This is a genomic window from Haloferax marinisediminis (genome assembly GCF_009674585.1).
GTDB classification, from domain to species: Archaea; Halobacteriota; Halobacteria; order Halobacteriales; family Haloferacaceae; genus Haloferax; species Haloferax marinisediminis.
This window is the reverse complement of sequence record NZ_WKJP01000001.1, coordinates 123,352-146,006: the sequence shown is the minus strand read 5'-3', so window position 1 is coordinate 146,006 and position 22,655 is coordinate 123,352. Positions and strand designations below refer to the sequence as shown.

Genomic DNA, 22,655 nt, shown 5'->3' with positions numbered 1-22,655 from the left:
TCCGACGGGGCCGAGTATGGACCCTGACTCTGTCGCCCGAACGGCGCGCGTCCCTCACGGCGGGACGACCGACGAGACGGTGCTCGACTTCAGCGCGAACACCAACCCTGACCGACCAGACGGCGTCGACGACGTGTACGCGTCGGCACTCGCTGCCGCGACGCGGTACCCCGACGACGACTACGCAGACTTTCGAGCGGCAGCCGCCGAGTACGTCGAATGCGACCCTGAATCGGTCGTCCCGACTGCCGGCGGCCTCGAAGCCCTGCGACTCGCCTTCGAAGTTACACTCGGCCCCGGCGACTCGGCGCTCGTCCCCGAACCGAGTTTCGGTGAGTACGACCGTGAGATTCGTCTTCAGGGGGCCGACCCCGTCGCCGTCGCTCCCGACGAGATTCTCGATGTCGACCCGCGTCCACACGACGTTGCCGTCGTCTGCACGCCCAACAACCCGACGGGAGAACTCGCCGATACCGAGCGACTCCGTGCGTTTGCAGCTCGGTGCCGCGAGTCGGACACGGTTCTCGTCGTCGACGAAGCATTCCTCGACTTCACGGATGCACCCAGTCTCGCGGGCGAACCCGGCGTCGTCGTCGCTCGCTCGCTGACCAAGATGTTCGGCCTCCCTGGTATCCGGGCCGGATTCGCCGTCGCCACCGGCGACCTCGGTGCGCGTCTCGCTGTCGCCCGGCGTTCGTGGTCGCTTTCGACTCCCGCGGCCGCGGTCGGTGCCTACTGTATGCGACAGACGGACTTCGTCGAAGACACACGCACCCGCGTCGCACGCGAACGTGAGCGACTCGCCGACTCACTGTCGGAGCAGTTCGACGTGGTTCCGTCAGATGCACCGTTTCTCCTCCTCGACGTGGGTGACCGAGACGTGCGTTCGGTGGTCGAGACGGCCCGCAAACGCGGCGTCGCCATTCGCGACGCAACGACGTTCCCGACACTCGATTCCCACGTCCGAGTCGCCGTGAAACACCCAGACGAGAACGACGAACTCCTCCGCGCACTCGCCGATGTTTGAGGTCACCCGTCGCGATGGTGTCTGTCGACTCTATCGCCCGGAGACACGATGGCTCTCGACAGGGTACGCCGGCGGAGAGTCACACGGCTCAGTCGCGTACAACGTGAGTGTCCCCAAAGGCTGGCCCGAGACTGACCTCGATACGTACATCGAACGCCGTCGTGCTGCTGCTGGGTTCGACGAGGCCGGCCCGACACTGCTGACGGGCGTCGACCAAGCGCACGCTCGTCGTGCCCAGTTTGGCCCAGTCGAGGCCGTCGTCACTGCTGGGGTGTCCAACCCGGCCGCACTGCCAACCGAGTTCGAGGGCGGAGATACGGCGACCGACTGTGATGGTAGCCTCGAACAGACTGGTGGGCCGTCGTCTCCTGCTGGCGGCGAAGACGAGCACGTCGGAACAGTGAACGTCGTCGTCGGAACGACACGGTCGTTGGAACCGGGTGCGCTGGCGAACCTCGTCGCAGTGGCCGCCGAAGCCAAAGCAGCGACGCTTCTGTCACGGTGTGGGTCGCCGGGCACGACGACAGATGCCGTTATCGCCGCGTGTGACCCCGCTGGCGAACCGGAGGCGTTCTCCGGGAGTGCGACCACGGTCGGACACGCGTCGCGTGTCTGTGTGCGTGATGCGGTGTTAGCCAGTCTCGACTCTCGATACGCGACGACACCGATTCCCCGGGGTGTCGAAGCCGCGCAGTTTGGTGTCGTCGCCGACGAGCGTGCGACCGTTTCTCAAGTGCAAATCCATTAGCGATTCTGTGGAAAAACTGACGAATTGTCAGTGGTATACAAGATGTCTATTAAGAAGCATTGATTATGTTTCGTTACGAGAATCTGGCATGGACCCCAGTTCGGTTCCCGACGTTGACCCGGTAACGCACGGCGGGACCGCCGACCACTCCCTCGTAGATTTCAGTCTGGGGTCGAACCCAGACAGACCTCCTGGTCTCGCAGGTGTCTACGAATCTTCGTTTTCGTCCTCCCGTCGCTACTCGCTGGACGACTACTCGGAGTTCCGCGTCGCCGCCGCCGACTACGTGGGATGCAACCCCGACGAAGTCGTCCCCGCAGCAGGCGTCATCGAAGCGCTCCGACTCGCACTCGGCGTGACCGTCTCACCCGGGGATACCGTCGCAATTCCGGCACCGTGTTGCGGCGAGTACGCTCGCGAAATCCGCCTGCAGGGGGGTGAACCAGTTCACGTCCCGTACGACCGAATATTCGAGGAGGTCGACCCCGCCGAACACGCGGTGGTGATTCTCAGTCACCCCAGTAACCCGATGGGGTCGGCGTACCCGACACAGGACCTCCGCGTGTTCATCGATGCATGTCGGCGTGCCGGCACGCCACTCGTCGTCGACGAGTCGTTTCTCGGATTCACGCGCCTCCCGAGCACCGCCGGCCTCGACGGCGTCATCACACTCCACTCGGTGACGAACGTCTTCGGCGTGCCGTCACTTCGCGCTGGGTTCGCTGCGGCAACCGGCGAAGTCTGTGAAAAACTCAAGCGTGCTCGGTGTACGTGGGTGCTGTCGTCACCTGCTGTCGAGGCGGCAACCTACTGTCTCAAACAGGACTCTTTCCTCGAATCCACCCGCGACCGAATCGAACGGGAGCGTCCACGGATGGTCGCCGAACTGGAGTCGTTCGGGTACGACGTCTCACCGGCCGACAGTTCGCTCATCTTGTTCCGAGCAGACGACGTCGACCGCGTCCTCGACGAAACCCGGAAACGCGGATTCGCGGTTCGTGACGCCCGATACTATCAGGGACTCGATTCCCACGTTCGCATCAACGTCCGCCGCCCACACGAAAACGACGCACTTCTAGACGCACTCGCCGAAGCAATCTGACGAGGAGTCGTCATCCGCGGATGCCGACGCGATCGAGGCGATTCGCTCCGAAGCGCGAGAAGAGGCACGTGCGCGTGCAGAGTGGGGTCTCGACGACGTACTCGACGACGACCACGAAGACGAGGAACATCACGCTTCGACACAGCACGGCTCAGATACTCACTAACACGCTTCTCGGCGCCTGAGAAGCGCCATTCGGGGCTATACTCTCACCAGACGATAGTTCAACTATGTCCATAGAAACTCGCCCACAAACCATCTCCTTCGACATCAGCGCACAAGCCGACTCCCCCACCCAGACCCGCGTCTCGACCCGTGGCTTCGAGTTCGTCGTCGACGAGCCCGAACACCTCGGTGGGACTGACGTCGGACCGAACCCCGTCGAGTACCTCCTCGGCGCACTCGCGGGGTGCCTGAACGTCACCGCCCACCTCGTTGCCCGAGAGATGGAACTCGATATTCAGAACCTCACAATCGACATAGAGGGTGACCTCGACCCCGCGAAGTTCATGGGACTGAGCGACGACGCGCGCGCCGGATACGAAGAGATTCGTGTCGACGTCTCGGCCGACGTGGACGCGTCCGACGAGACGATTCGAACGTGGCTCTCGACGGTCGAAGAGCGCTGCCCGGTCAGCGACAACCTCGTCAACTCGACGCCGCTCGCACTCTCTTTCACGTTCCAATAGAGACAGACGAGAACACGGTCGGAACGCCCGACGGTTCCTGCTTCCTTCCAATCGATAGCGACGACAAAAGACCGGGAGCTACAGCACTTCGACGTCGTCGGAGTGGGCGGTCGTGACTTCGAGTCGCCCGGTTGCCGTGTCGAATTCGACGGTTCGCCCGTGTTCGCCACCGGTGGACTCGGCGACGATTGGGACGTCGAGTCTCGCCAACTCTTCGCGAGCGACGGAGGCGTTCTTCTTACCGACGCCCTTGCCGAGAGCCTTCAGTTCGAAGATGTCCGCGCCGCCGACGAGTCGTGCTTCGATAGACGAGTAGCCTGCACCTTCTTCGACCATCTCGCGGAGCATGGTCTGGATGGCGGCATCGACGTACTTTCCTGAAGAGGCACCGAGGCCGCTTTCCTGCCGGGGTAAGAGGGTGTGCGCGAGTGCGCCGACCTTGCTGTCGGTGTCCCAGAGGGCGATTGCGACACACGCCCCGAGCCCGTAGGCGATGAGCGTCTCACCCTCGCTCGTGACGTGGTATCCAGAGACGCCGACGAGTCGTTCTTCGCGAGTCGCTTCCTCTTCGTCGGTGCCGAAGTCGAACGTCTTCATAGCTCTTCGACCTCCTCGAACGTGCCAGCGGCAATCTCTTCGACGAGGTCGGCGTCGAACTCTCGTGCTTCGAACTCCGTCTCCTCAACGTCGTGTGAGAGTGACTCGTCGATACGTCTCGCGTCGAGGCGGTCCAGCGCTGCTTCGAGGTCCGTCTCGTCGGGTATCGCGTAGATGTCGACGTCGAACTCTCGGTCGACGGCGTGGATGCGCGTGTCGAAGACGAACGCGAACTCCTGGACTTCACTCAGGCCGACGATGAGCGGGTCGACGACGGCCGCACCCATGTCGTGTGAGTACGCGGGTGTCGAGTGGTCGATGGTGGCGTCGAGCATGTTCGCCCACCCGTCGAGTAGACCGCTCGTCATGACGTTGCTCAACTCTTTGATGGCGTCCTGTTCGAACGCACCCAACCCGCCGCCGGGTGAGTCACCGACCGTGGCCGCGACGAGTTCGTTCGCTGACTCTGGGTCGAACAGGAACAGGAGATAGCCGCCGAGCGTGCCGCTGAAACTGAACGCGACGCTGACGAGCGGTTCGTTCGGTACTGTCTCTGGGATGGCGTCGAGCGAGATGAAGTTGATGCGGCGGATATCGACGTCCATCTCGATTCCGGTCATCCGCGAGAGGTTCTCGGCGACGCGCGTGGCCCCGTGTTGTGCCATCTGGTCGAATCCGGCGAGTTTCTCGTACTCGATGCCCTCGTCGTCCGTCTGCGTCTCGAACAGTCGAGCGATTGACTCGTGTTCGGGGATGAGGTAGTGTTCGAATCCGAACTCGGTTCCCGTCGTCTCGATTTGACTCTGGAAGACGAGCGCCAACTCCTCGTGCATGTTACCGAACTCGTCTTCGTCGATGAATGCGCCCGCCGTATCACCGATGACGTACTCGGGGGCGTCGACGTCGATTTCGGCCTGCAGGACGTCTGCCCACCCGTCGACGAATCCGCTGTTCATGATGTGACAGAGTTCGACGATGGCGCTCGTCGCCAGTTCGTTGGTCGGTTCGTCGTCGACGTCGTCGACGAGCGCTCCGGCGACGGAGAGTGCGCTCTCGTGGTCGAACAACAGGAGGGAGGTGCCCGACAGTTCGCCGTCCATCGAGACACGAATGCCGACTTTCTCGGAGCCATCATCGAGTTCGTTGCGGATCTCCGACCGGTGGGTGAAGTGGAGTCGCGTCACTTTCACACGACTCTCGAACTCCGACATCGAGTTCAGGCGAGTGGCCGCGAGTCCGGCACCCTCGCGGGCCATCTCGTAGAAGGTCCCCAGTGCGTTGACGTTCAGCTTCACGTGTCAGCCCCCTCGGTGACTGCGTCCATGTCGAGGCGGTTCAGAATCTCTACGAACACCTCGTTTTCTGGGAACAAGTAGAGTTCGACGTCGATGTTGTGACTCGTGATGTGGAACTTTGTTTCGAGGTACAGACCTCTGTCTTCTTCGTCGGTGACTGCTCGCTCGATAATCTGTGGCAGTTCGCTGTTCCGCGTCACCGGCGGCCACGTCGCGATGTGCTGGTCGAACGTGTCGGCGAGCGCGTCGAGGAACCCGTTTGCCACCATCCCGCCGAGTTCGACGATGGAACTGACCGCCATGTCGTTCGACACATCGGCCACGTCTTCGTTCGTGTCTGCGAGCATCATTCGGACGGCGCGCTTCGCACTCGCTGGCGGGAACAACACGAGTATACACCCGTGCGGAACGCCGTTGAGGCCGACCCTGACGCCCAGTCGCTTCTCGGCGTCGAACGCCAAATCGACGGTCGATTCGTCGACGAATCCGTTCTTGACGACTTCTGACCTGACGGCCGTCGACTTGCCGGCCAACTTTCCGAGTCGAGATTCGACACCACTGACGCCCAACTCGCCGAGGTAGTTCAAGACGCCGAGTTTTTCGATGTCGATTCGGTGCTGTCCCGTCGTTGATTGATTCAGTTCGGTCATAGTGTTGTCACGTCTACGATGTTCACAAGCGTTCCATCCCCACTCATCGTCGCGCCACTGATTCCGGGCACGTCGCCGAGCAGTTTCTCGTACGGTTTGACGACGACTTCACGGGCGTCGTCGACTTCGTCACAGAGCAGTGCGAGTTCCCGCGTCGCGGGGTCCAGTCGGACGAGCACGCGTTTGCTGTGCGAGCGTTTGTCCGCCTGTGCGGTTCCCGCGGCGGTCGATTCGGACGCACCGGACTGGTTGTCGGTGGAGTCGGTCGTCCCGGAACCACTGGCCGCGTCTTCCACACCTAACACCTTCCCGAGACGGAGAAGCGGGATGCGGTCGGGGCGGTCTGTGACGTGTTCGGGCCAGTCGACAGCCACCAACCCGTCGTCGGAGAGGCTGTCTTCGTCGACGATTTCGACGTCTTCGACGGCACTCGCCGGAATCGCGTACTGTTCGTGGCCAACGCGGACGAACAGCATCTTCGCGACGGCAATCGAGACGGGAAGACGGATGCGGACCGTCGTTCCCGACCCCGACTCGCTCGTGAGTTCGACGGTCCCCTCCAGCGAGTTGATGGTTCGCCTGACGGCGTCCATGCCGACACCACGGCCGGAGACGTCGGTGACCTCGTCTGCGGTCGAAAAGCCGGGTTCGAAGACGAGGTCGTACACCTCGTCGAACGACATGCGCTCGGCCCGTTCTCTGGAGATGATGTCGTTGTCGATCGCTTGCTGTCGGATTCGCTCGGCGCTGATACCCCGACCGTCGTCTTCGACTTCGATGACGACGTGTTCGCGGTCTCGTCGTGCTCTGAGTTCGACGGTCCCCTCCGGTTTCTTGCCCTGTCGGGTGCGCTCTTCCGGCGGTTCGATGCCGTGGTCGACGGCGTTCCGAACGAGGTGGACGAGTGGGTCGCCGAGTTTCTCGACGATACTTCGGTCGAGGTTGACACCCTCGTCGGACACTTCGTAGGAGACCTGTTTGTCCTGCTTGCGTGCGATGTCGCGGACGACTCGTGGGAGTCCGTCGATGGCCGTCGAAAGCGGCATGAGGCGTAAATTCATCACGGCGCGCCGGAGTTCGGCCGTCACCGAATCCATCACCGACAGGTGGTCGTCGATGTCCTCTCCGTCGGACTGTTTGATGCGCAGTTGCGTCAGCGACAGTTCTTCGACGAGGTTCAAAAGCGAGTCCGCGTTCTGGACGTCGACGGTGAGCGACTGAATCTGGTCGGTCTCTCGCGTGTCACCGAAGTCGGGTGGGTACGACGCGGTCCCGCTGGACTGGTATCTGGCGGCATCGAGGCTACTCTCCTCGATCGTCGAGGAGGCAACCTGGAGGAGTTGGACGTCGTCGTCGCCGACACTGCCACCGAATCGCTCGGCGAAGCGGGACTCGAACGCCATCGTGTGTTCGTCCCGTTCGAACGAGACGTCGGCGGCCGAGTTCCCGTCGAACTCGTCGGCGAGGGATGCGCCAGAGAGTTCGTCGACGTCTGGCAGGTCGATGTCTGGAAGGTCGAGTCCCTCGACTCCGCGTTCGACCGACAACCCGGCGTCGTCTGCCGAACTCGCCGAGTCGTTCGCTGTCTGCCCGACGTCGAGGTCGATACCACCGCTCAGGAAGTCCTCGGGGATGCCGAGGTCCTCGTCGGAGATGTCGCCCTGCTGGTCGTCGTCTGCGAGGTCGAAACTGTCGTCTCCAAACTCGCCGGAGAGGTCGTCTTCGGTAATCTCTTCGGAGTGTCCGGGTCCGTCGGCACCCTCGTCTGGGAGGTCGAACTCGTCGGAGACGTCGTCGAGGGGGTCGGGAGCGTCGTCGAACTCCTCGAAGTCGTCGGGACTGTCGTCCGACGCCTCGGATGCATTGTCTGCGGAGAATCCGAGCGCCGGTTCCTCAGACGCGGACGACTCCTCGCTCTCGGGGTCGAACGACTTGCCGTCGGGGAACGAGATTTCTGCGTCGTCTTCTCCCTCGCGTTCGAGGTCTGCGTCGACAGATTCTGTCGAGGCTGGCTGTTCGGTGGCCACGTCGGACTCGCCTGCTACCGAGACGCCGTCGTCTGCCGGGTCTTCGTCGGGGTCGACGACGTCGGCGCCTTCGAACGGGTTTGCCGCGTCGGCTCCGGATGCAGTCGCACCCGCTGGCGTCTCTGATGCACCCTCGTCTGCACTCACTGGGGTGTCGTCGCTGGCCGACGAGGTAGCAGCGGTGTAGCCGAAGTCTTCGGGGCGAATGGCGTCGTTTGCCGTGTCGGCGTCGGCGCTGACTGTCGAACTCGACGAGTCGGCGGTTGCGTCGGCGTCGTCCGACTGGTCTGCGTCTTCGTCCTCCACGTCAGGGCCGGCGACTTCGCCTTCGATGAGGTCCTGAATCGAGAGCTGGTCGTCGTCGTCGAACTCGCCGAATTCGGTTTCGACGAGTTCGCGGTCGAGTGACGAGACGTCGTCCGTGTCGACGCCGCTTTTGATGGCGTCGAACTCGTTTTGAGAGCTCCCTGCCGAACCGTGACCCGCCGACGGGTCGTCAGCGTCACGCTTGTCGAACGTCCCCCAGCGGGACTGCGCTTCGTCTTCGTCCACATCGGGGTCGTCCATCTCGGCGAGCAACCCTTCGAGGTCGTCGAACCCGCTCGCGGATTCGAGCGCATCGACGACTGTCGGGTCGAACTCCGCCGTGTCCGGGTCGGGCATCGACTCTGGACTCGGCGCGTCTGCGTCCCGTGATGCCATCTCGTCGCTCGCACCCGGGTCACCTCGGTAGCGTTCCATCTCCGTGCGGAGCGCCGACACCGACGACTCGGGGTCGGTTTCGACGGTGTCTCCGTCGGCCCACTCGTCGAGTATCGCGTCGATGTCGTCGACTGCTGCGAGTGCGGCGTCTATCAGGTCTGGGTTCGGACCCAGTGACCCGTCACGGAGACCGCTGAGGAAGTCTTCGACTGCGTGGGCGAGCCGACTCGCACCGTCGAGACCGGCCATACTGCAGTTCCCCTTCAGCGTGTGCGCCGTCCGGAACAGGTCGTCTACCAGTTCCCGACTGCTTCCGTCTCGTTCGAGTTCGACGAGTCCGTTCGTCAGTTGTCGCACGGACGTCCGCGTCTCGCGGACGAATTCGTCGTTTCGGCTCACGGCGGCCTCCCGCGATTACTGACGACGGTTTTCGTGGGCGGTACCTCTCTGTGTCTCATGATTCGTCGGAAAGGATACTCTCGATGGCTCGGACGATTTCGTCGTCGTCGAACGGTTTCGTGATGTAGCCGTCTGCGCCTGCCCGGGCGGCGAGTTCCATCTTCTTCCGCTGTCCCACGCTCGTACACATGATGACGCGGGCGTCTTTGTCGAGATGCTTGATGGCGGCAGTCGCCTTGACACCGTTCGCCTTTCGCATCACGATGTCCATCAAGACGATGTCGATGTCATCGCCGTGTTCTTTGTACTTCTGCACTGCCCATGCGCCGTTCTGTGCTTCGTCAACGATTTCGTACGTGTCATCGTCGAGCGCGCTCTTGAGCCTACTTCGCATGTAGCTTGAGTCGTCGACGATTAGAATCCCGATTGACATGTGTGCGTCCTACGTGAACCTCGGTTCGGTTGTGATCATCTGTCTGTGTCTGTCTGTTTCGTAAATCGTGTTATCGTGCTTCCAGTGGGTGGATGGCCGCGATGAGTTGATGGCTGTCGAAGACGTGTATGTCGGGCGTCTCGCCATCTTCGATTACGGCCCTAAACCAGCGGTCGTCGAGTGGGACGTCTCCGTCCGTCAGTTGAGACACCGTATCGACGTGGTGTCGATAGATTCCGTCGACCGCTTCGACGAGGAGGCCAACGAGTTGCGGCGTCTCCTGACGGTCTAAGAGAACGAGGTACGCGTCCTCGGGGTCAGAAAACGGCCGCTCACAGTCGACGACTGCGTACGTATCGACGGCGACGGCGACGTCGCCTTCGACTGTCGCCGACCCGTAGATTCCGTTGGGGGCGTTCGGAACACGAGTAATCGCAGGTTTCCAGATGACTTGCCCCACCCGGCCCAACTCCAGTGCGTATCGGTCTCCATCGAGACGGAACTCGAGGAATTCGATGACCGACTCAGGTGCGACGGTGTCACCGCCGCCAACGTCGGCCGACTGTTCGCTCATCTGCTCACCCCTTCTGAGCAGAGAGACGGTAGCTTCGATTGCATCATCGCTCCGCGGTGTTGTCTACAGGCGACTCTTCGGTCTCGTCGCTCGGTTCTCCCTCGGCTTCGTCGGCCAGTTCCACGTCGGATTCGACCTCGTCGAAGTCGATTTCGTCGCCGGGCTCCCCGTCGAAACGGAACGTCGACTCGTCCGAAGCGGGCGTTTCGGCCAGCGGGTCTTCGGCCAGTGGGTCGTCACCGTCTGCGTCAGCCAGAACGTCTTCAGCCTCGTCGGCTTCGCCAACGTCTTCGTCGGATTCCAGTGGGTCAGCCTCGTCGGCTTCACCAGCGTCTTCGTCGGCCGGCACTGTGACGGCCATCTCGGTCTTGAACTGGTCGAGCGTGTCGTTGAGGCGGTTCGCCTGCGTCGCAAGCGCACTCGCGCTGTCCGACACTGCAGACAGTGCAAGCGTCTGCTGTTCGGCACCTGTCGCCGCTGCCGATGCCTCTTCGACCGTCTCGGCACTAGTCTCGGTCGCGTCGTCGACCGCAGAGAGGACTGCCTGCGTAGCGTCCGCCTGTTGGCTCGTCACCGAACTGATCTCCTGGACACCAGTGTTGGTCTCCTGTGCGTTCTCGGCAATCTGGTTGAGTGCCTCCGCAGCGTTCTGGACGGAGTCGGTGTGTCGCGCAATCTGCTCTCGCGTGTCGCGAACTTCTGCCACCGTCTGGGAGGTTTGCGACTGAATCTCTTCGAGTCGCGTCTCGATGTCTGCGGCCGCGTCCTTGGTCCCCTCTGCGAGTTCCTTGATTTCGCGGGCGACCACGGCGAAGCCCTGACCGGACTCACCGGCACGGGACGCTTCGATGTTGGCGTTCAACGCCAGCATGTTCGTCTGCTCTGCGATTTCGCGGATGAAGTCGATGAGGTCGTCGATCTGCTGCACTTCGGACTCCAGTCGTTCGATCTCTTCGACCGTGTCGACGGACTCCTGCTCGATCTCTTTCATCCCCTTGATTGCTTCCGTCGCGGCTTCTCGCCCTTCGCGGCCGGTTTCGACCGTCTGTTGGGCAATCTCGGCCACGTCACTCGACGAGTCGTCGATCTCCTCGATGGTCGCAGAGAGGTTGCTCATGTCGATGGCGACCGACTCCAGGTTGTCGTACTGGGTCTCTGCCACGTTGGAGATGCTGTGGAGACTGCCGGAGACTTGTTCGCTCCCTTCGCGCACTTCGGTCGCACTCACTGTGACTTCGTTGCTCAGTGTCGCGACCTCTTTCGCGAAGTTCTCGGCTTTGACCGTGGTCTGTTCGAACTCGGTCATCATCTCGTTGAACTGGGCGGCGAATCTGGACGCGACCTCGTTTTCGACGTCTTCGTCCATCCGCTGGGAGAGGTCACCGTCAGCACACGCCTTGAGAACCTCGGCGTACTCGCCCGCCATGGCTTTCAGCTGCTGGTTCTCGGTGTCCAGTCGGTCACGCTCTGCGTGGAGTGCGTCGACCTGCTCACGCACGTCTGCGAGTTCGTCGACTCGGTCTTCTCGTGCGTCGAGAACGTCGTTGGTTGCCCTCGCAAGCGCGGCCATCGCCTCGTTCGGGGCGTTGGTATCGACACGAAGCGAGGGGTCGTCGAGGGCCGCTTCGAGTTCACCGCTGTAGTGGTCAGCGACACCTTCGACCTTGCGAAGCTCCGTCTCGAGTTGTTCGTGGTCGGAGTTCGTCTGCTCGAGCCGTTCTGCGACGGCGTCGCGGAAGCCAGCAATCGACTCCGAAAGCCGGCCGACAGCGTCGATTCGACCGTTCTCGACTTCGACGTCGAGGTTTCCGTCGCGCATCGTCTCGGTGCTCGAACTGATGGAGTCGACCGATTTCATCGTGCTTCTGACCATCAGCCCGCCGAGCACCCCGCTCACGACGATACCCCCGGCGGCCGCAGCGACGACCTCCGTCGGGACTTGATACGTTGTTGTTCGCCCCACACCTAGACCCACGGCACCGACGAGAACGCCGATACCGCCCAGTACCACTCCGAACCGAAGTGGGTACCGTCGGCGTATGAACCTAGGTAGAAGGAGACCGAGTATATCTACCATATGCCACGAATGTCTCATCTGATACTATAAACCTTCGCACAGTACTGACAGTCTTCTTTCCAAACTATTCTGGCATTATATGACGGATTAAGCGGCGCTAAACGGTCGATTTTATCGGAGGGCTGACGCTCGTTCGGTCGAGTCTCAGATGGGTTCGAGTGCCACGCAGATGGTGAATCTGCTGGCGACGACCACGTCTGGAGGGTTCGTTAGGCTGCTTCGGCGTGTCGAACGAGGAGTTCGCAGTACTCGTCACCCTCGTGCATGCAGACCGGTTCTTCGATCTCGAACGGTTCGTCGAAGTGGTCGCCGACACCTGTGATGATGCCTCTCGCGAGGTGGCACAGTTGACGGTCTGATTGATAGACGAGGCTGACCGTATTGTTGTCTCGCCACCCCGATTCGAGTTCGGGTGGTGTGTACGTCGAAACCTGTTTCGCCCGGAGTGCGATGTGGATGTACCGCTCGACGTTCGCGATGAGTTCGAGCCCGGTCCAGTCTTTGTCGACGTGGACGCCGTACGTTTCGAGGAGTGGCGGTACCAGAAATTCGCCGAACGCTTCGAGCAAGTCAGGGATGGGTATCTCCGTCAGTTCAGATGCCGTCTCGACGAGTGCGAGAACGTCTTCGTCGGGGTACTCGGTCACTGGAACGTACAGTTTGCCCGGGAGGCCCGCCTCCTGTTGTAACGTCGCCCACGTGTCGCGGTCGTACGTCTCGACGACGAAGCTTTTCAACTGGTTGAGGACGATTCCGTGCACGACTCAACGCCCTCCGAGTGTTCGCGCCATCGATTGCTGGGGTGCCCGTGTCAGGGACGCGGGGAAAGTGGTCGTTATCACGCTGGGAGCAATATGTTACGTAATCGTATAAAATATTTTCAATCAGTTAAGTGACACTCCGGGGTAAGCTTATCAAAGAGTAACTTAATATCCGGTTAATGTCGGGCAATAAAACTCTCTACGAGAGACTTGGCGGGAAAGAGGCTATCTCTGCAGTCGTCGACGAGTTCTACGACCGGATGCTGGCGGACGACGAGCTCGCACCGTACTTCGAAGACACGGACATGCAGAAACAACGAGCCCACCAGGTGCAGTTCATCAGCGCTGTGGCCGGCGGCCCTGTCGACTACACGGGCGCCGACATGCGCGAGGCACACGAACACCTGGAGCTGTCACACGACGACTTCGCGGCGACGGCGACGCACCTCAAGGACGCACTGGAGGAGTTCGACGTCGAGGAAAACGAAATCGACGAGGTACTCGACGCAGTCGCCAGCCTCGAAGACGAGATCGTCACGGCCTGACTCCGTTCTTGAGACAGTCCTCAGCAGACATTCGAATTTTCGTGCAGTGGCCAGCAGCGAGGGCACGTGCTGTAACCGGCGGCGCACCAACTGCGTCAGGTGAACTCACGCCGCAAATGACACTAGAAAAACGTTTTAACCCCCGGGTTTGAATAGATGTACTGCAGGTAGATACCTGCACTTGGGTTGCGTATACCGGGGAGTTTTCCCCAGTGTCCGTGGAGTGTGGGCGGGTGCCCGGCCGCCCTCGCTCTTACTTCTCTCGACGTTGTTCTCAGTGAGTCGCGACTGCGTTTCCAGTCGCTCATTCGCCGGGGTCAACTCAGGTACCTAACTGTGTCCGTGACGGAGACTGAAATTTCCTCGTCTGGCGTGTTGGAGTCGGAGTAGACCATCCATCGAGTACTCACATCGTCTCGTGTATTCCCTCCCGCACGGCTATCGTCTCAGAACGCCAATCAATCTCGTATGGACGACACCGACACCTCCGCACCCGATACGATTTGGCCGCGTGGCCCCCCGCGAGTCGGCGAGTACGCCGAACGCTCACGGACCATCGAACCGGAGTACATCGAACTGTTCTCAGAACTGAGCGGCGACTACAACCCGCTCCACTACGACGAGGAAGTCGCCAAGGCAACACAGTTTGGTGAAATCGTCGTGCAGGGGGGCGTCACGAGCGCGCTTCTCAACGCCATCGTCGCCGAAGACCTGCCCGGTCCGGGGTCAGTGTTCCTCAACGTGAACTGGGATTTCACCGCGCCGGTCCGCCCCGGTGACACGATTACTGGGTGGGTCGAAGTCACGAAGGTCCGCGAGGACAAGCCGATTACCGAACTCGAAACGGAGATTACGCGTGACGATGGGACGGTCGTTCTGAAGGGCACTGCCGTCTGCTACACGATGCCCATCGGTGGCGTGGCGAGCGAGTAAGTCCACGCGCCGAAAAAACCGCTGTTCGGTGCCCTCACATCTGAGGTGCGTCGACGATGCCGAGTTGGGTGAGCATTCCCATCATGTCCGGGATGACCCACCGCTCTGCGATCAGTCCGTCTTCGATGCGAGTGAACACCATGTTCGAGACCTCGAACGTCTTTCCGGTTCCGTCGCGGCCCATGAACTCACCATCGTGGGTTCCGCGTAAGGTGACGCGCATGGCGACCATGTCGCCTTCGGTGACGACGTCCTCGACTGTCGCCGAGAAGTCACTGAACGCCCCTCGAAGCATCCGCATCTGTTCTTTCTGTTCTTCGCGCCCCTTCAGGTCGCCGAGCGGACTGTGGTCGAGGACGTCTTCGACACAAATCTCGTCGATGAGGTCGAGGTTCCCCTGTGTTGCGATGTCTTCCGGGTACCGGCGAGCAATGAGTGCGTTCGCGTCGGCTCCGGGGGTTGGTGTACTTGCTGATGCCATTGTCTTACTCCGTAGCGCTCGTCTTCGGTGACGGTCTCCTCTTGCCTCCGACTCGAGCACTAGGTAGTCATTCGATGTGTGGGACGTTAACAATTGTCAAAAGAGGGTGGAAAACGATTTCGTGGGTCCTCCGCATCCGCGCCATCACACTGGCCGAACGACGATTGTCAGGTCTGTCTGGGTTCGTGGGGTTGCGACGACGATGGTGGTCTCGCCTGCTCGTTCTTGGACTCGATATGGGTTTCACAACCTACCTTTGGTTCCACTGGAGTACACCCTTCCTATTCCCCGCAACAACACCCTTGGTTGCCATCGCTCAGCCACACCCAGGCGCCATCGAAAAAAACGGCGAGTCGTATGCATCGAAACACCCCTGCCCTTCCAGTCGAGACGAACCTGGGACACAGGGCGTAAGCGTCGAGAGAAAGTGGGGTGTGGGCAGCAATCGAGAAGGGAGAACCGGGGCGACGAGCGAGGGGGAAGCGGGCACCAAAGAAGCGAAAAACCAGGCAACACGCCACATCCAAAACAGGCGATACACCCCACTAACGATAGGGTGTACCGGGTTTGAGGGGTGTGAGACGGGCGTCAGAAACCGGAAAACCAGGGCAGACGACGACAGAGACACAGCGGTCGTCAACGTGAGAAACCCGGCAATGAGGGCGCTCGAGTCCAGAAACAAGGGAATCGCCGAGCGCGAGTACAGGGCAGCCGCCGACATCGAGGGTGTGGTCGTACACCCATGACGCGTCCAGGACGAGTACACCCTTGCGGGAAAATGGCGTGGGTGTACACCCCTGAAGACGGGGGGTGTAGCGGGTGAGACGGAAGGGGGTAAATACCCAAAAGGGTGTAGAAAACCAGCCAAAATCGAGCAGGGTGTACGGGCGCGAAACACCTACTAGACCTCCACCGAGACACTCACACAAGCAATGACACCACCACTCCCCACGCGCGACGCACTCCCAGATGACCTCTGTGAACGAGCCCAGTGGGTAGGGTGGCGCAAACAGACGAGAACTGGAGCTGAAACGAAGGTTCCACAGGACGTGACCGGGGGGTACGCGTCGGCGACAGACGCGAAGACGTGGACAACGTTCGACGAGGCACTAGCATACGCCGAAGCGGGGAACGCAGACGGCGTGGGATTCGTGTTCACCGACGACGACCCGTACGTGGGAATCGACCTGGACAAGTGTCGCGACAGCGAGACGGGCGAGACCGAAGAATGGTCGCAGATGATCATCGACCGGATGGACTCGTACACGGAAGTGAGCCCCTCGGGAACGGGGTATCACATCATCATCAACGGAGACCTCCCCCCAGACGGCAACCGAACAGGAAACCTCGAACTGTACGACCAGGCGCGCTTCTTCACCGTGACAGGCGAGCGGGTTGACGGCCCATCGAACGACATCGAAGACCGGACAGCCGAACTCACCGCGCTGCACGCAGCGTACTTCGAGACACCAGACACAGCATCGAACAGCGGACCATCCAAGACGACAGTCGGGGTTGTCGAACCGGAGACAGGCGGTCAAGACGCCACACTCACAGGCAACGGCCTCACAGACGAAGACATAGTCAAACGAGCGTCGAACGCGGCCAACGGCCTGAAATTCAGCCGCCTGTGGAAAGGCGACGCGGGCGCATACGACAGTCACTCAGAGGCTGACATGGCACTGAGTTCGATCCTGGCGTTCTGGACCGGGGGCGACGCACAGCAGATGGATCGCCTGGTACGCGACTCAAGACTGTACCGAGAGAAATGGGACGAGGTGCACTACGCAGATGGGTCGACCTACGGCGAGAAGACAATCGAGAGAGCAATCGCAGGGACGACCGAATACTACGACCCGTCTGGATTTTCCAGTGCAGTCCGGCGATCGACGACGCGGAAAGGTGGCTCTCGAAAGCGAACGAGAGAGCGTGACGACGATGCTGCGATAGATGGGACGAAGAAAGAGGCGTCAGCGGCGGACGTGGGCCGAGCGGCACGCGCTCGCGAGACTGCGCACCTGGAGCGACTCAACGACCTTCAGACACACCTCGAATCAGTGCTCGAAGAGAACGAGCGACTACAAGCGGAGTTGGAAGCCGAACGCGAACGGCGACGTGAATTAGAAGCGCAGGTCGCAGCGGCAGACGACACAGACGATGATGGGTGGTGGTTAGTTCGGTGGTTCAGACGGGACTGATGCACCATGAGACACGCATTTTCACAACGCGTTCAAACGGTATCCTGTGGCCGCTCAGTTCCGGGCTTGCGGATCTTTTCGAGTTGGTAGATGACGTAACTCCCGTAGAACTGTGAGGTGACGATCACTACGGGATAGATGATGACGAGGACGGCCGCGATACCTGGGTCTTGGAGGCCAGCCATCGCGAACGGTCCACCAAGGTAGTACACCCAGACAAGGAACGCGCCTGCGGAGAGAACGCTCTGCCACTGGAAATTGGCGTTATCCCACCACTGGCCATCTGGGGTTTCGAGCGTCGGAGACGCTGGTTTCTTGATAGCTCGATAGACGTACACTGGCATCGCGAGCGTAATGAACGCGACCAGCACGACGTACACCTCGAACGGGAGGCCGTACAGGCGGACAGCCCCTTCAACCGCTGCCCAGAGGATGAGCACGTCTGTGGGGATGGTGTTTTTCAGTTGGTACAGTGCGTCACTCACGCCAGCCATGTCTTCAGGGAACTCCATCCGTTCGCCGACAGCGTCCAACTCTCGGCGGTGTTCATCGACGAGGACATCCAGTTCTCTCTCAACTTCTTCTTCCTCTTCTTCGACCCCGACATCCGCTCGTGTTCCCACCGCGCGTTCTGCTTCCTCCCTGAGTGCGGCGCGGTGCAAACTCCGTGGAGGCTGGGCGATTACTGGGTCGAGTTTCATATCTATCCACACAACGTGTAACAAAATTAATGTTTATTCGTTGTTAGCTTGACAGTCATTCACGTGAGACTGATGGTGAGTTGTTCTGGAGGATTCGGGGAAGGGCCGTCTGCGTTCTCTCATCCATGGTCCTGAATGAGGGACAAGGACCGAGGTTGTCGAAAGCCCCCGCGACGACCACTCGAGGGTCGGCGTGATCAAGCGTGACCGGAATGCTCACCAAATGACTGACAGTGGACGGTGAAACCCACCCTCAGCGTCACCGTCGGTTACGCATCTGGAGACATCGCATATTCATCACCGAATTCAGAGAAGTGACGAACGAGGATGTCAGCAGTCTCCTCGATCTCCGCAGCCGAGCTGACGTGTCGATAAAAGACCGTATTTTTGTCATACGGGTTTCCGGACATCTCAACGGACCAGTCACCGGCCCGCGTCTGTTCAGCAACTCGGGTATCGATGCTCCGGTCAGCATGCTTGATCTTGTACCCAAACGCACGGAGTGCGCCGTCGATATCAGTCCGACCGTACTCGGTCGGGGGCATCCAGTACAGATGGACGTTCATTGTGTACGCCTTCCCCTCAGTCGGCGCCAGAGGCCCCTTCATCGAGTGATTGAGTCGGTGGATTGCGAGCGCAGAAGAACTTCGTTGCGACTTCACGTTCGGGTCAGTACTCGAGTCAAATAGGTCGGGGTGTTGGTCGACCATCCGCTGATCGAACTCAAACAGTAGCGCCTCGATTTCACTCTCGAATTGGTCGACCAGCTGGAGTGCCTTCACATAGCGATCTTCTTCGAGCCCCTTCGTGAGGAATTCGTCTGTCATGGAAACACCCTCTCACGGAGATATGTTAGTTGTTCGCCGAGTGTGTGTGCAATCCGAATCGGACGGGCTGTGTTGACGACGGTCGCAGGGGCTGCCAGCTGTTCAATCACCGGTTGCGATTGGAACTTCAAGAGTTGTTGCTCAGCGACCGCACAGAACAGATACGCGTTGGCCCCCCAGTGGTCGTCGACGATGTCAGCATGATACAGGAGCGTTCGAATCGCGGTGGTAACATCACGCCAGTGTAACACAGTGACTGGGCCTGGGTCGTCCCACGCAATCTCGGTTCGACCATCAGGCAACTCGGTGAGTAACGGTTCGACGATGGCGTCGAGACGACTCATCTTTCGCTTCGGGAGGAGGAGATAGTGCGACCACTCGAGGTCGTCGTAATACGCTTCGACGAGTGCCGCTGTCTCAGCTGTCTTTTGGTAGTTCTCATCATCGAGCTTCACCTCGATTGAGACGCCACAGTCGTCATACAAGAGGAGGATGTCCGGTCTCCTGGACGACCCATCTGATTTCGGTAGCGTGTCTTCTAAGATGACCTCTTGTGGGGGCTGCCCCTCTGGACGGTCAAACAGTTCAGTACTGAGGGCTGCAGACGGGCGCAACACCTGCGCAAGCCACCGCGACCACCCGACTTCGGTACTCGGCTGCAGCGGCCCTCGACGTATCCGGTCTCGTGTGAGATCCACAGCTAACGGGTCGGTGTCGAACGGCGCGGCAGCAGTGGTCCAGTCTCGATTGGACTGGCGGAGGTGCTCAGCGAGTTGGACTGCTGTTTCAGTCCCAGTCTCGGAGTAGGTGTCCCACCATGAGTCGAGTTCGTCCCAAAGGTCGGCGAGGTGATCCATGCCGACCACTCGTGCTGGAATGGAGACATTTGCAACAGGACCCGACGCTGTGAACGCGCTCCACCACGGGTCAAGACACTTCCAATCGGGTGGCTCTTCGTCTCCTTTCATATCCTAGTCAACTCAGACAATGCATAAAATTGCTATGTGGATTCGCAGATAGTTGGTGTCTCAGTAGGGACAGCGATAGTCAGACGCCCCTCTGAAAGCCCCCGCGACGACCACTCGAGGGCCTCGCTGCGGTCCTCGGCCTGCGGCCTGTGGTCCTTGCGTCGGCCGTCTTCGTGCTCGCCGCAGCCCCTTTCAGTCCTCCCCGGTTTCGTGAGGCCGTCACTACTCATATTGCCGTGGTTCCCGAATACCAGCCCGATGCGTGCCGCAGCCTTCACCGACCTCATCGGCCCTGACGGAGTCTCGCTTATCGAGCAACCAACCCCCGAACCCGGACCGACCGAGGCGGTTGTCGATGTCGAAGCGGCCTCGATCAATCGGCACGATCTGTGGATTCTCGAGGGTGACTCTGCGATGGTCACCGCAGATAACCTGCCGTTCGTGAGCGGGCTGGACCTCGCTGGAGAGGTCCGTGCGGTCGGTGACGACGTCACGTCAGTCACCCCGGGCGACCGTGTGGTCCTCTGCCCGAACGAGACCTGTGGAGTCTGTCGATTCTGTCGCGAGGGTCCCGAGAATCTTTGTGAATCGTACTCACTGTATCACGGTGGCCTTGCAGAGGCTGCCTGTGTTGAGGCAGCCCGTCTTGTCACCCTTCCTGATAGCGTCGAGATGACACAGGCTGCCGCACTTCCGACGGCGTACATGACTGCGTATCAGATGCTTCGCCGGGCTCGCGTTGGGCCAACCGACCTCGTATTCATTCCGGGTGCAACTGGTGGCGTGGGTGTCGCTGGCGTCCAACTCGCGAGCATATTCGGTGCCCGAACAATCGGGACATCATCATCCCGCGACAAACTCGACCAGCTGGAAGGCATCGGCCTTGCTCACGCAATCCAGGGCACGGACCCGGACGACCTCCGTGAGTCAGTCCAGGCCATCGGAACCCCGGATGCAGTGTTGAACCACCTCGGTGGTGCGTACACCGGACTCGGACTCGACGTCCTTCGACGCGGTGGGCGGATGGTCGTCTGTGGCCGTACTGCCGGGCAGTTCTCTGATATCGACATCGCAGACCTGTTTCTCGGACACAAACGAGTCATCGGGAGTACGATGGGCACGCAGACGGACCTCGAGACGCTCGTCGAACTGGTTGCCGAGGGGGCGTTGACGCCCATCATCGACGACACCTACCTACTGGAGCAGACTGGTGACGCCTTCGCTGCCATGCAGAACCGCGAGAGCGTCGGCAAACTTGTGATTACTCCCTAACGGGTGCTGTGAATCACGCTCACGTGGTTTCAGGACTCGTCTCGCTCACTCACTTAGCGTCGAATCCCTGAGTTCCTGCAGCGTGTGCATCTCCGTAAACCCAGGCTGGGAAATCTGGAACGTCGATGGGGGTGAGTTCGTACTATACGTCTTCTCTACGCGCGGCGGGCCTTCGTTCGGTTCGTTCAATGCACGAAGGACTTCGTGTGCGTCACTCCGGTTCTTGACGACCCACACAGCGGCTTCGGGGTCGCACGCAGCCATCTTATCGTAGTCTTCGGGCACCCCCGTCAGAATATCGTGATTCGCTCGCTCGGCTTCGAGCGTGACGACGATGTTTCCATTCTCGTCTAGACAGACGGCATCGAGACGCGAACGGGAGTCGTCGGGTTCGAAGTAGGAGACGGCCTCGACGGCTGTTGACTCGTCATTCTCAACAAACGCTTGTTCGAGATACCGTCGACCGAGTTCCACCATAACGACGTGCAGACTCGACTCACTCATATCACCACGGCCATGGCCATGGGCGACTCCCTCGCGATGGCGGACCGCAATCGCACGGCGCCCCTTCGGCGTCACAGTGTAGAGTTTGTGTGGGTACGTACAGTCGAGGGCGAGCGACTCGCCATCGATGAGCTCGCGAACCTCCTTGGGTGAAACGCCCGTGTACTCCTGGAGGCGAACCATACTGTCGTACATGAGGTCGTACTCGAACTCGGGGTCGAACCGGCGCTGGTGTGCTGAGTAGACTGCTTGAAGGAAGCGGAGCTGTGCGTCGGTGAACGCACTACTCCCGCGTTCGACTGCCGAGAGTTTGAGCGGGAGATACGAGATTGGGATATCGTCGCGGTCGACAGCATCGAGACTGTGACAGCACTCGATGGCATTTCGGATACCTGGGAGCGCAGGGTCATATCGCGTCGAACACTCGTCGCACACGACCGCATGTGCTTCAGGATCGTACGCGACCATCGGTGGGAGGCGCGTCGTGTAGGGGAGTGCCGAGTTGATGCGTGCATCAGGCGCTGGTGCGTTGCGGTTTGAGTACGAATCTGCTGGTAATCGAGACGCTGTTCGCGATGCATCAGTGGATGGCCGGGGGGTCGACGGAAATCAGAGATACCAGTCGTAACATCTGCTCAGAAGAGCTACCGGTTCTCGATGTCAAGTGTTACTGAGACGACCTGGACAGGTTGCTCAGGTGGCTCTTCTACGAGGTGACAATTTTATCACCCCCACAAGGGTGCGGGGGCGCACACGAGTGACCCCCTGAAAGAACCTTATGACTGTCTCAACCGACGACGAACGACAGCGGTTACCCATAGCCCTGAACACCGGTCACGACCTTGTCCGCATCACTGAATGGGTGCCAGGCAGCGAACCGACCGACTACGATATCGAACTTTCTGACCTCAATGGCTACCGTACGCGATTCTGGCGGTGCCGAAAGTGTGGCCAAGAGCGGACCAAAAAATCAGAGTTCCGTGAATCGTGTCCGGTCACCGACGGTCAGACACTATTGAGCGATGGCGGCTACTCCATCGACGAATCACGGACGTGGAAAGCACTCACCGAAGAGATGGACGTTCGGTTCGGTGATGTCGGCCCCGTTTACAGGGCTGCTTCGTCAAGCGGGAAGACGTACAAAG

The 22,655-nt window shown here is 60.5% G+C and carries 22 protein-coding genes and 1 pseudogene; 10 read left to right on the top strand and 13 right to left on the bottom strand.

What is annotated here, in order from left to right:
- Positions 1-16 precede the first annotated feature (16 nt).
- The 5 genes and pseudogenes from cobD (at position 17) to GJR98_RS00740 (ending at position 3,566) form a co-directional block, all read left to right on the top strand.
- Positions 17-1,027, top strand: coding sequence for a threonine-phosphate decarboxylase CobD (cobD, locus tag GJR98_RS00755; protein ID WP_151134520.1), 1,011 nt, complete (start codon positions 17-19; stop codon positions 1,025-1,027).
- Positions 1,020-1,775 (top strand): adenosylcobinamide amidohydrolase, encoded by a 756-nt coding sequence (locus tag GJR98_RS00750; protein ID WP_151134518.1) that lies wholly within the window; start codon positions 1,020-1,022, stop codon positions 1,773-1,775. The genes cobD and GJR98_RS00750 overlap by 8 nt, the downstream gene beginning before the upstream one ends.
- A gap of 88 nt (positions 1,776-1,863) precedes the next feature.
- On the top strand, positions 1,864-2,877 hold the full coding sequence (locus tag GJR98_RS00745; protein WP_151134516.1) for a pyridoxal phosphate-dependent aminotransferase: 1,014 nt from the start codon (positions 1,864-1,866) through the stop codon (positions 2,875-2,877).
- Positions 2,861-3,043 (top strand): annotated as a pseudogene (locus GJR98_RS18035) (hypothetical protein); the annotation flags it as partial. The gene GJR98_RS00745 and the pseudogene GJR98_RS18035, both read left to right, overlap by 17 nt.
- Before the next feature lie 64 nt (positions 3,044-3,107).
- On the top strand, positions 3,108-3,566 hold the full coding sequence (locus tag GJR98_RS00740; RefSeq protein WP_151134514.1) for an OsmC family protein: 459 nt from the start codon (positions 3,108-3,110) through the stop codon (positions 3,564-3,566).
- Between the two features lie 78 nt (positions 3,567-3,644).
- Here GJR98_RS00740 and GJR98_RS00735 read toward each other — a convergent pair whose 3' ends face one another.
- From GJR98_RS00735 to GJR98_RS00700, 8 genes are all read right to left on the bottom strand, one after another.
- Positions 3,645-4,163, bottom strand: coding sequence for a chemotaxis protein CheD (locus GJR98_RS00735; RefSeq protein WP_151134512.1), 519 nt, complete (start codon positions 4,161-4,163; stop codon positions 3,645-3,647).
- Positions 4,160-5,458, bottom strand: coding sequence for a chemotaxis protein CheC (locus GJR98_RS00730; RefSeq protein ID WP_151134510.1), 1,299 nt, complete (start codon positions 5,456-5,458; stop codon positions 4,160-4,162). The genes GJR98_RS00735 and GJR98_RS00730 overlap by 4 nt, the downstream gene beginning before the upstream one ends.
- Positions 5,455-6,108: a chemotaxis protein CheC gene (locus GJR98_RS00725; RefSeq protein ID WP_151134508.1), complete on the bottom strand. Its 654-nt coding sequence runs from the start codon at positions 6,106-6,108 to the stop codon at positions 5,455-5,457. The genes GJR98_RS00730 and GJR98_RS00725 overlap by 4 nt, the downstream gene beginning before the upstream one ends.
- Positions 6,105-9,236 carry an ATP-binding protein gene (locus GJR98_RS00720; RefSeq protein ID WP_151134506.1) on the bottom strand — a complete coding sequence of 1,044 codons (3,132 nt, stop codon included), beginning with the start codon at positions 9,234-9,236 and terminating at the stop codon, positions 6,105-6,107. The genes GJR98_RS00725 and GJR98_RS00720 overlap by 4 nt, the downstream gene beginning before the upstream one ends.
- Positions 9,237-9,291: 55 nt before the next feature.
- A complete protein-coding gene (locus tag GJR98_RS00715) occupies positions 9,292-9,669 on the bottom strand; it encodes a response regulator (protein WP_151134504.1) in 378 nt (125 codons plus the stop codon).
- A gap of 70 nt (positions 9,670-9,739) precedes the next feature.
- Complete coding sequence (locus tag GJR98_RS00710) at positions 9,740-10,243, bottom strand: chemotaxis protein CheW (RefSeq protein WP_151134502.1); 504 nt, start codon at positions 10,241-10,243, stop codon at positions 9,740-9,742.
- Between the two features lie 43 nt (positions 10,244-10,286).
- A complete protein-coding gene (locus GJR98_RS17895) occupies positions 10,287-12,206 on the bottom strand; it encodes a methyl-accepting chemotaxis protein (protein WP_191965396.1) in 1,920 nt (639 codons plus the stop codon).
- Positions 12,207-12,529: 323 nt separating this feature from the next.
- Positions 12,530-13,081 (bottom strand): heme NO-binding domain-containing protein, encoded by a 552-nt coding sequence (locus tag GJR98_RS00700; protein ID WP_151134498.1) that lies wholly within the window; start codon positions 13,079-13,081, stop codon positions 12,530-12,532.
- Positions 13,082-13,260: 179 nt separating this feature from the next.
- Here GJR98_RS00700 and GJR98_RS00695 point away from each other — a divergent pair, with 179 nt between their 5' ends.
- Together GJR98_RS00695 and GJR98_RS00690 are read left to right on the top strand one after the other, a co-directional pair.
- Positions 13,261-13,626, top strand: coding sequence for a group I truncated hemoglobin (locus GJR98_RS00695; RefSeq protein WP_151134496.1), 366 nt, complete (start codon positions 13,261-13,263; stop codon positions 13,624-13,626).
- Positions 13,627-14,094: 468 nt separating this feature from the next.
- Positions 14,095-14,559, top strand: coding sequence for a MaoC family dehydratase (locus tag GJR98_RS00690; RefSeq protein ID WP_151134494.1), 465 nt, complete (start codon positions 14,095-14,097; stop codon positions 14,557-14,559).
- Between the two features lie 34 nt (positions 14,560-14,593).
- Here the strand turns inward: GJR98_RS00690 and GJR98_RS00685 are convergent, their stop codons facing one another.
- Positions 14,594-15,040 (bottom strand): ester cyclase, encoded by a 447-nt coding sequence (locus GJR98_RS00685; protein WP_151134492.1) that lies wholly within the window; start codon positions 15,038-15,040, stop codon positions 14,594-14,596.
- Positions 15,041-15,276: 236 nt separating this feature from the next.
- Here GJR98_RS00685 and GJR98_RS00680 point away from each other — a divergent pair, with 236 nt between their 5' ends.
- Both GJR98_RS00680 and GJR98_RS00675 read left to right on the top strand, forming a co-directional pair.
- A complete protein-coding gene (locus tag GJR98_RS00680) occupies positions 15,277-15,786 on the top strand; it encodes a hypothetical protein (RefSeq protein ID WP_151134490.1) in 510 nt (169 codons plus the stop codon).
- 186 nt (positions 15,787-15,972) lie between these two features.
- Complete coding sequence (locus GJR98_RS00675; protein ID WP_151134488.1) at positions 15,973-17,238, top strand: phage NrS-1 polymerase family protein; 1,266 nt, start codon at positions 15,973-15,975, stop codon at positions 17,236-17,238.
- Between the two features lie 32 nt (positions 17,239-17,270).
- On the opposite strand, the gene GJR98_RS00670 is transcribed toward GJR98_RS00675, so the two are convergent.
- The 3 genes from GJR98_RS00670 to GJR98_RS17585 all read right to left on the bottom strand — a co-directional run bounded on the left by GJR98_RS00670 (position 17,271) and on the right by GJR98_RS17585 (position 19,623).
- Positions 17,271-17,939 carry a hypothetical protein gene (locus GJR98_RS00670; protein ID WP_151134486.1) on the bottom strand — a complete coding sequence of 223 codons (669 nt, stop codon included), beginning with the start codon at positions 17,937-17,939 and terminating at the stop codon, positions 17,271-17,273.
- Between the two features lie 269 nt (positions 17,940-18,208).
- Entirely contained in the window at positions 18,209-18,766 is a 558-nt protein-coding gene (locus GJR98_RS00665; protein WP_151134484.1) for a hypothetical protein, read from the bottom strand.
- The gene (locus GJR98_RS17585) at positions 18,763-19,623 is read right to left on the bottom strand and encodes a hypothetical protein (RefSeq protein ID WP_225316346.1); all 861 of its coding nucleotides are present in this window, start codon (positions 19,621-19,623) and stop codon (positions 18,763-18,765) included. Before GJR98_RS17585 ends, GJR98_RS00665 begins: the two co-directional genes overlap by 4 nt.
- A gap of 369 nt (positions 19,624-19,992) precedes the next feature.
- Here GJR98_RS17585 and GJR98_RS00655 point away from each other — a divergent pair, with 369 nt between their 5' ends.
- On the top strand, positions 19,993-21,006 hold the full coding sequence (locus GJR98_RS00655) for an alcohol dehydrogenase catalytic domain-containing protein (protein ID WP_151134482.1): 1,014 nt from the start codon (positions 19,993-19,995) through the stop codon (positions 21,004-21,006).
- Positions 21,007-21,051: 45 nt separating this feature from the next.
- On the opposite strand, the gene GJR98_RS00650 is transcribed toward GJR98_RS00655, so the two are convergent.
- Positions 21,052-21,978, bottom strand: a complete 927-nt coding sequence (locus tag GJR98_RS00650) for a hypothetical protein (RefSeq protein ID WP_225316345.1) — start codon at positions 21,976-21,978, stop codon at positions 21,052-21,054.
- Between the last annotated feature and the right edge of the window lie 677 nt (positions 21,979-22,655).

What these genes read in the sequence shown, in the direction of transcription:
- GJR98_RS00675 (WP_151134488.1), top strand. Translation starts at nt 15,973, where the DNA reads ATGACACCACCACTCCCCACGCGCGACGCACTCCCAGATGACCTCTGT.
- GJR98_RS00725 (WP_151134508.1), bottom strand. Translation starts at nt 6,108, where the DNA reads ATGACCGAACTGAATCAATCAACGACGGGACAGCACCGAATCGACATC.
- GJR98_RS00690 (WP_151134494.1), top strand. Translation starts at nt 14,095, where the DNA reads ATGGACGACACCGACACCTCCGCACCCGATACGATTTGGCCGCGTGGC.
- cobD (WP_151134520.1), top strand. Translation starts at nt 17, where the DNA reads ATGGACCCTGACTCTGTCGCCCGAACGGCGCGCGTCCCTCACGGCGGG.
- GJR98_RS00735 (WP_151134512.1), bottom strand. Translation starts at nt 4,163, where the DNA reads ATGAAGACGTTCGACTTCGGCACCGACGAAGAGGAAGCGACTCGCGAA.
- GJR98_RS17585 (WP_225316346.1), bottom strand. Translation starts at nt 19,623, where the DNA reads ATGGATCACCTCGCCGACCTTTGGGACGAACTCGACTCATGGTGGGAC.
- GJR98_RS00670 (WP_151134486.1), bottom strand. Translation starts at nt 17,939, where the DNA reads ATGAAACTCGACCCAGTAATCGCCCAGCCTCCACGGAGTTTGCACCGC.
- GJR98_RS00680 (WP_151134490.1), top strand. Translation starts at nt 15,277, where the DNA reads ATGGGTTTCACAACCTACCTTTGGTTCCACTGGAGTACACCCTTCCTA.
- GJR98_RS00685 (WP_151134492.1), bottom strand. Translation starts at nt 15,040, where the DNA reads ATGGCATCAGCAAGTACACCAACCCCCGGAGCCGACGCGAACGCACTC.
- GJR98_RS00695 (WP_151134496.1), top strand. Translation starts at nt 13,261, where the DNA reads ATGTCGGGCAATAAAACTCTCTACGAGAGACTTGGCGGGAAAGAGGCT.
- GJR98_RS00715 (WP_151134504.1), bottom strand. Translation starts at nt 9,669, where the DNA reads ATGTCAATCGGGATTCTAATCGTCGACGACTCAAGCTACATGCGAAGT.
- GJR98_RS00665 (WP_151134484.1), bottom strand. Translation starts at nt 18,766, where the DNA reads ATGACAGACGAATTCCTCACGAAGGGGCTCGAAGAAGATCGCTATGTG.
- GJR98_RS00740 (WP_151134514.1), top strand. Translation starts at nt 3,108, where the DNA reads ATGTCCATAGAAACTCGCCCACAAACCATCTCCTTCGACATCAGCGCA.
- GJR98_RS00710 (WP_151134502.1), bottom strand. Translation starts at nt 10,243, where the DNA reads ATGAGCGAACAGTCGGCCGACGTTGGCGGCGGTGACACCGTCGCACCT.
- GJR98_RS00650 (WP_225316345.1), bottom strand. Translation starts at nt 21,978, where the DNA reads ATGGTCGCGTACGATCCTGAAGCACATGCGGTCGTGTGCGACGAGTGT.
- GJR98_RS00745 (WP_151134516.1), top strand. Translation starts at nt 1,864, where the DNA reads ATGGACCCCAGTTCGGTTCCCGACGTTGACCCGGTAACGCACGGCGGG.
- GJR98_RS00750 (WP_151134518.1), top strand. Translation starts at nt 1,020, where the DNA reads ATGTTTGAGGTCACCCGTCGCGATGGTGTCTGTCGACTCTATCGCCCG.
- GJR98_RS00655 (WP_151134482.1), top strand. Translation starts at nt 19,993, where the DNA reads ATGCGTGCCGCAGCCTTCACCGACCTCATCGGCCCTGACGGAGTCTCG.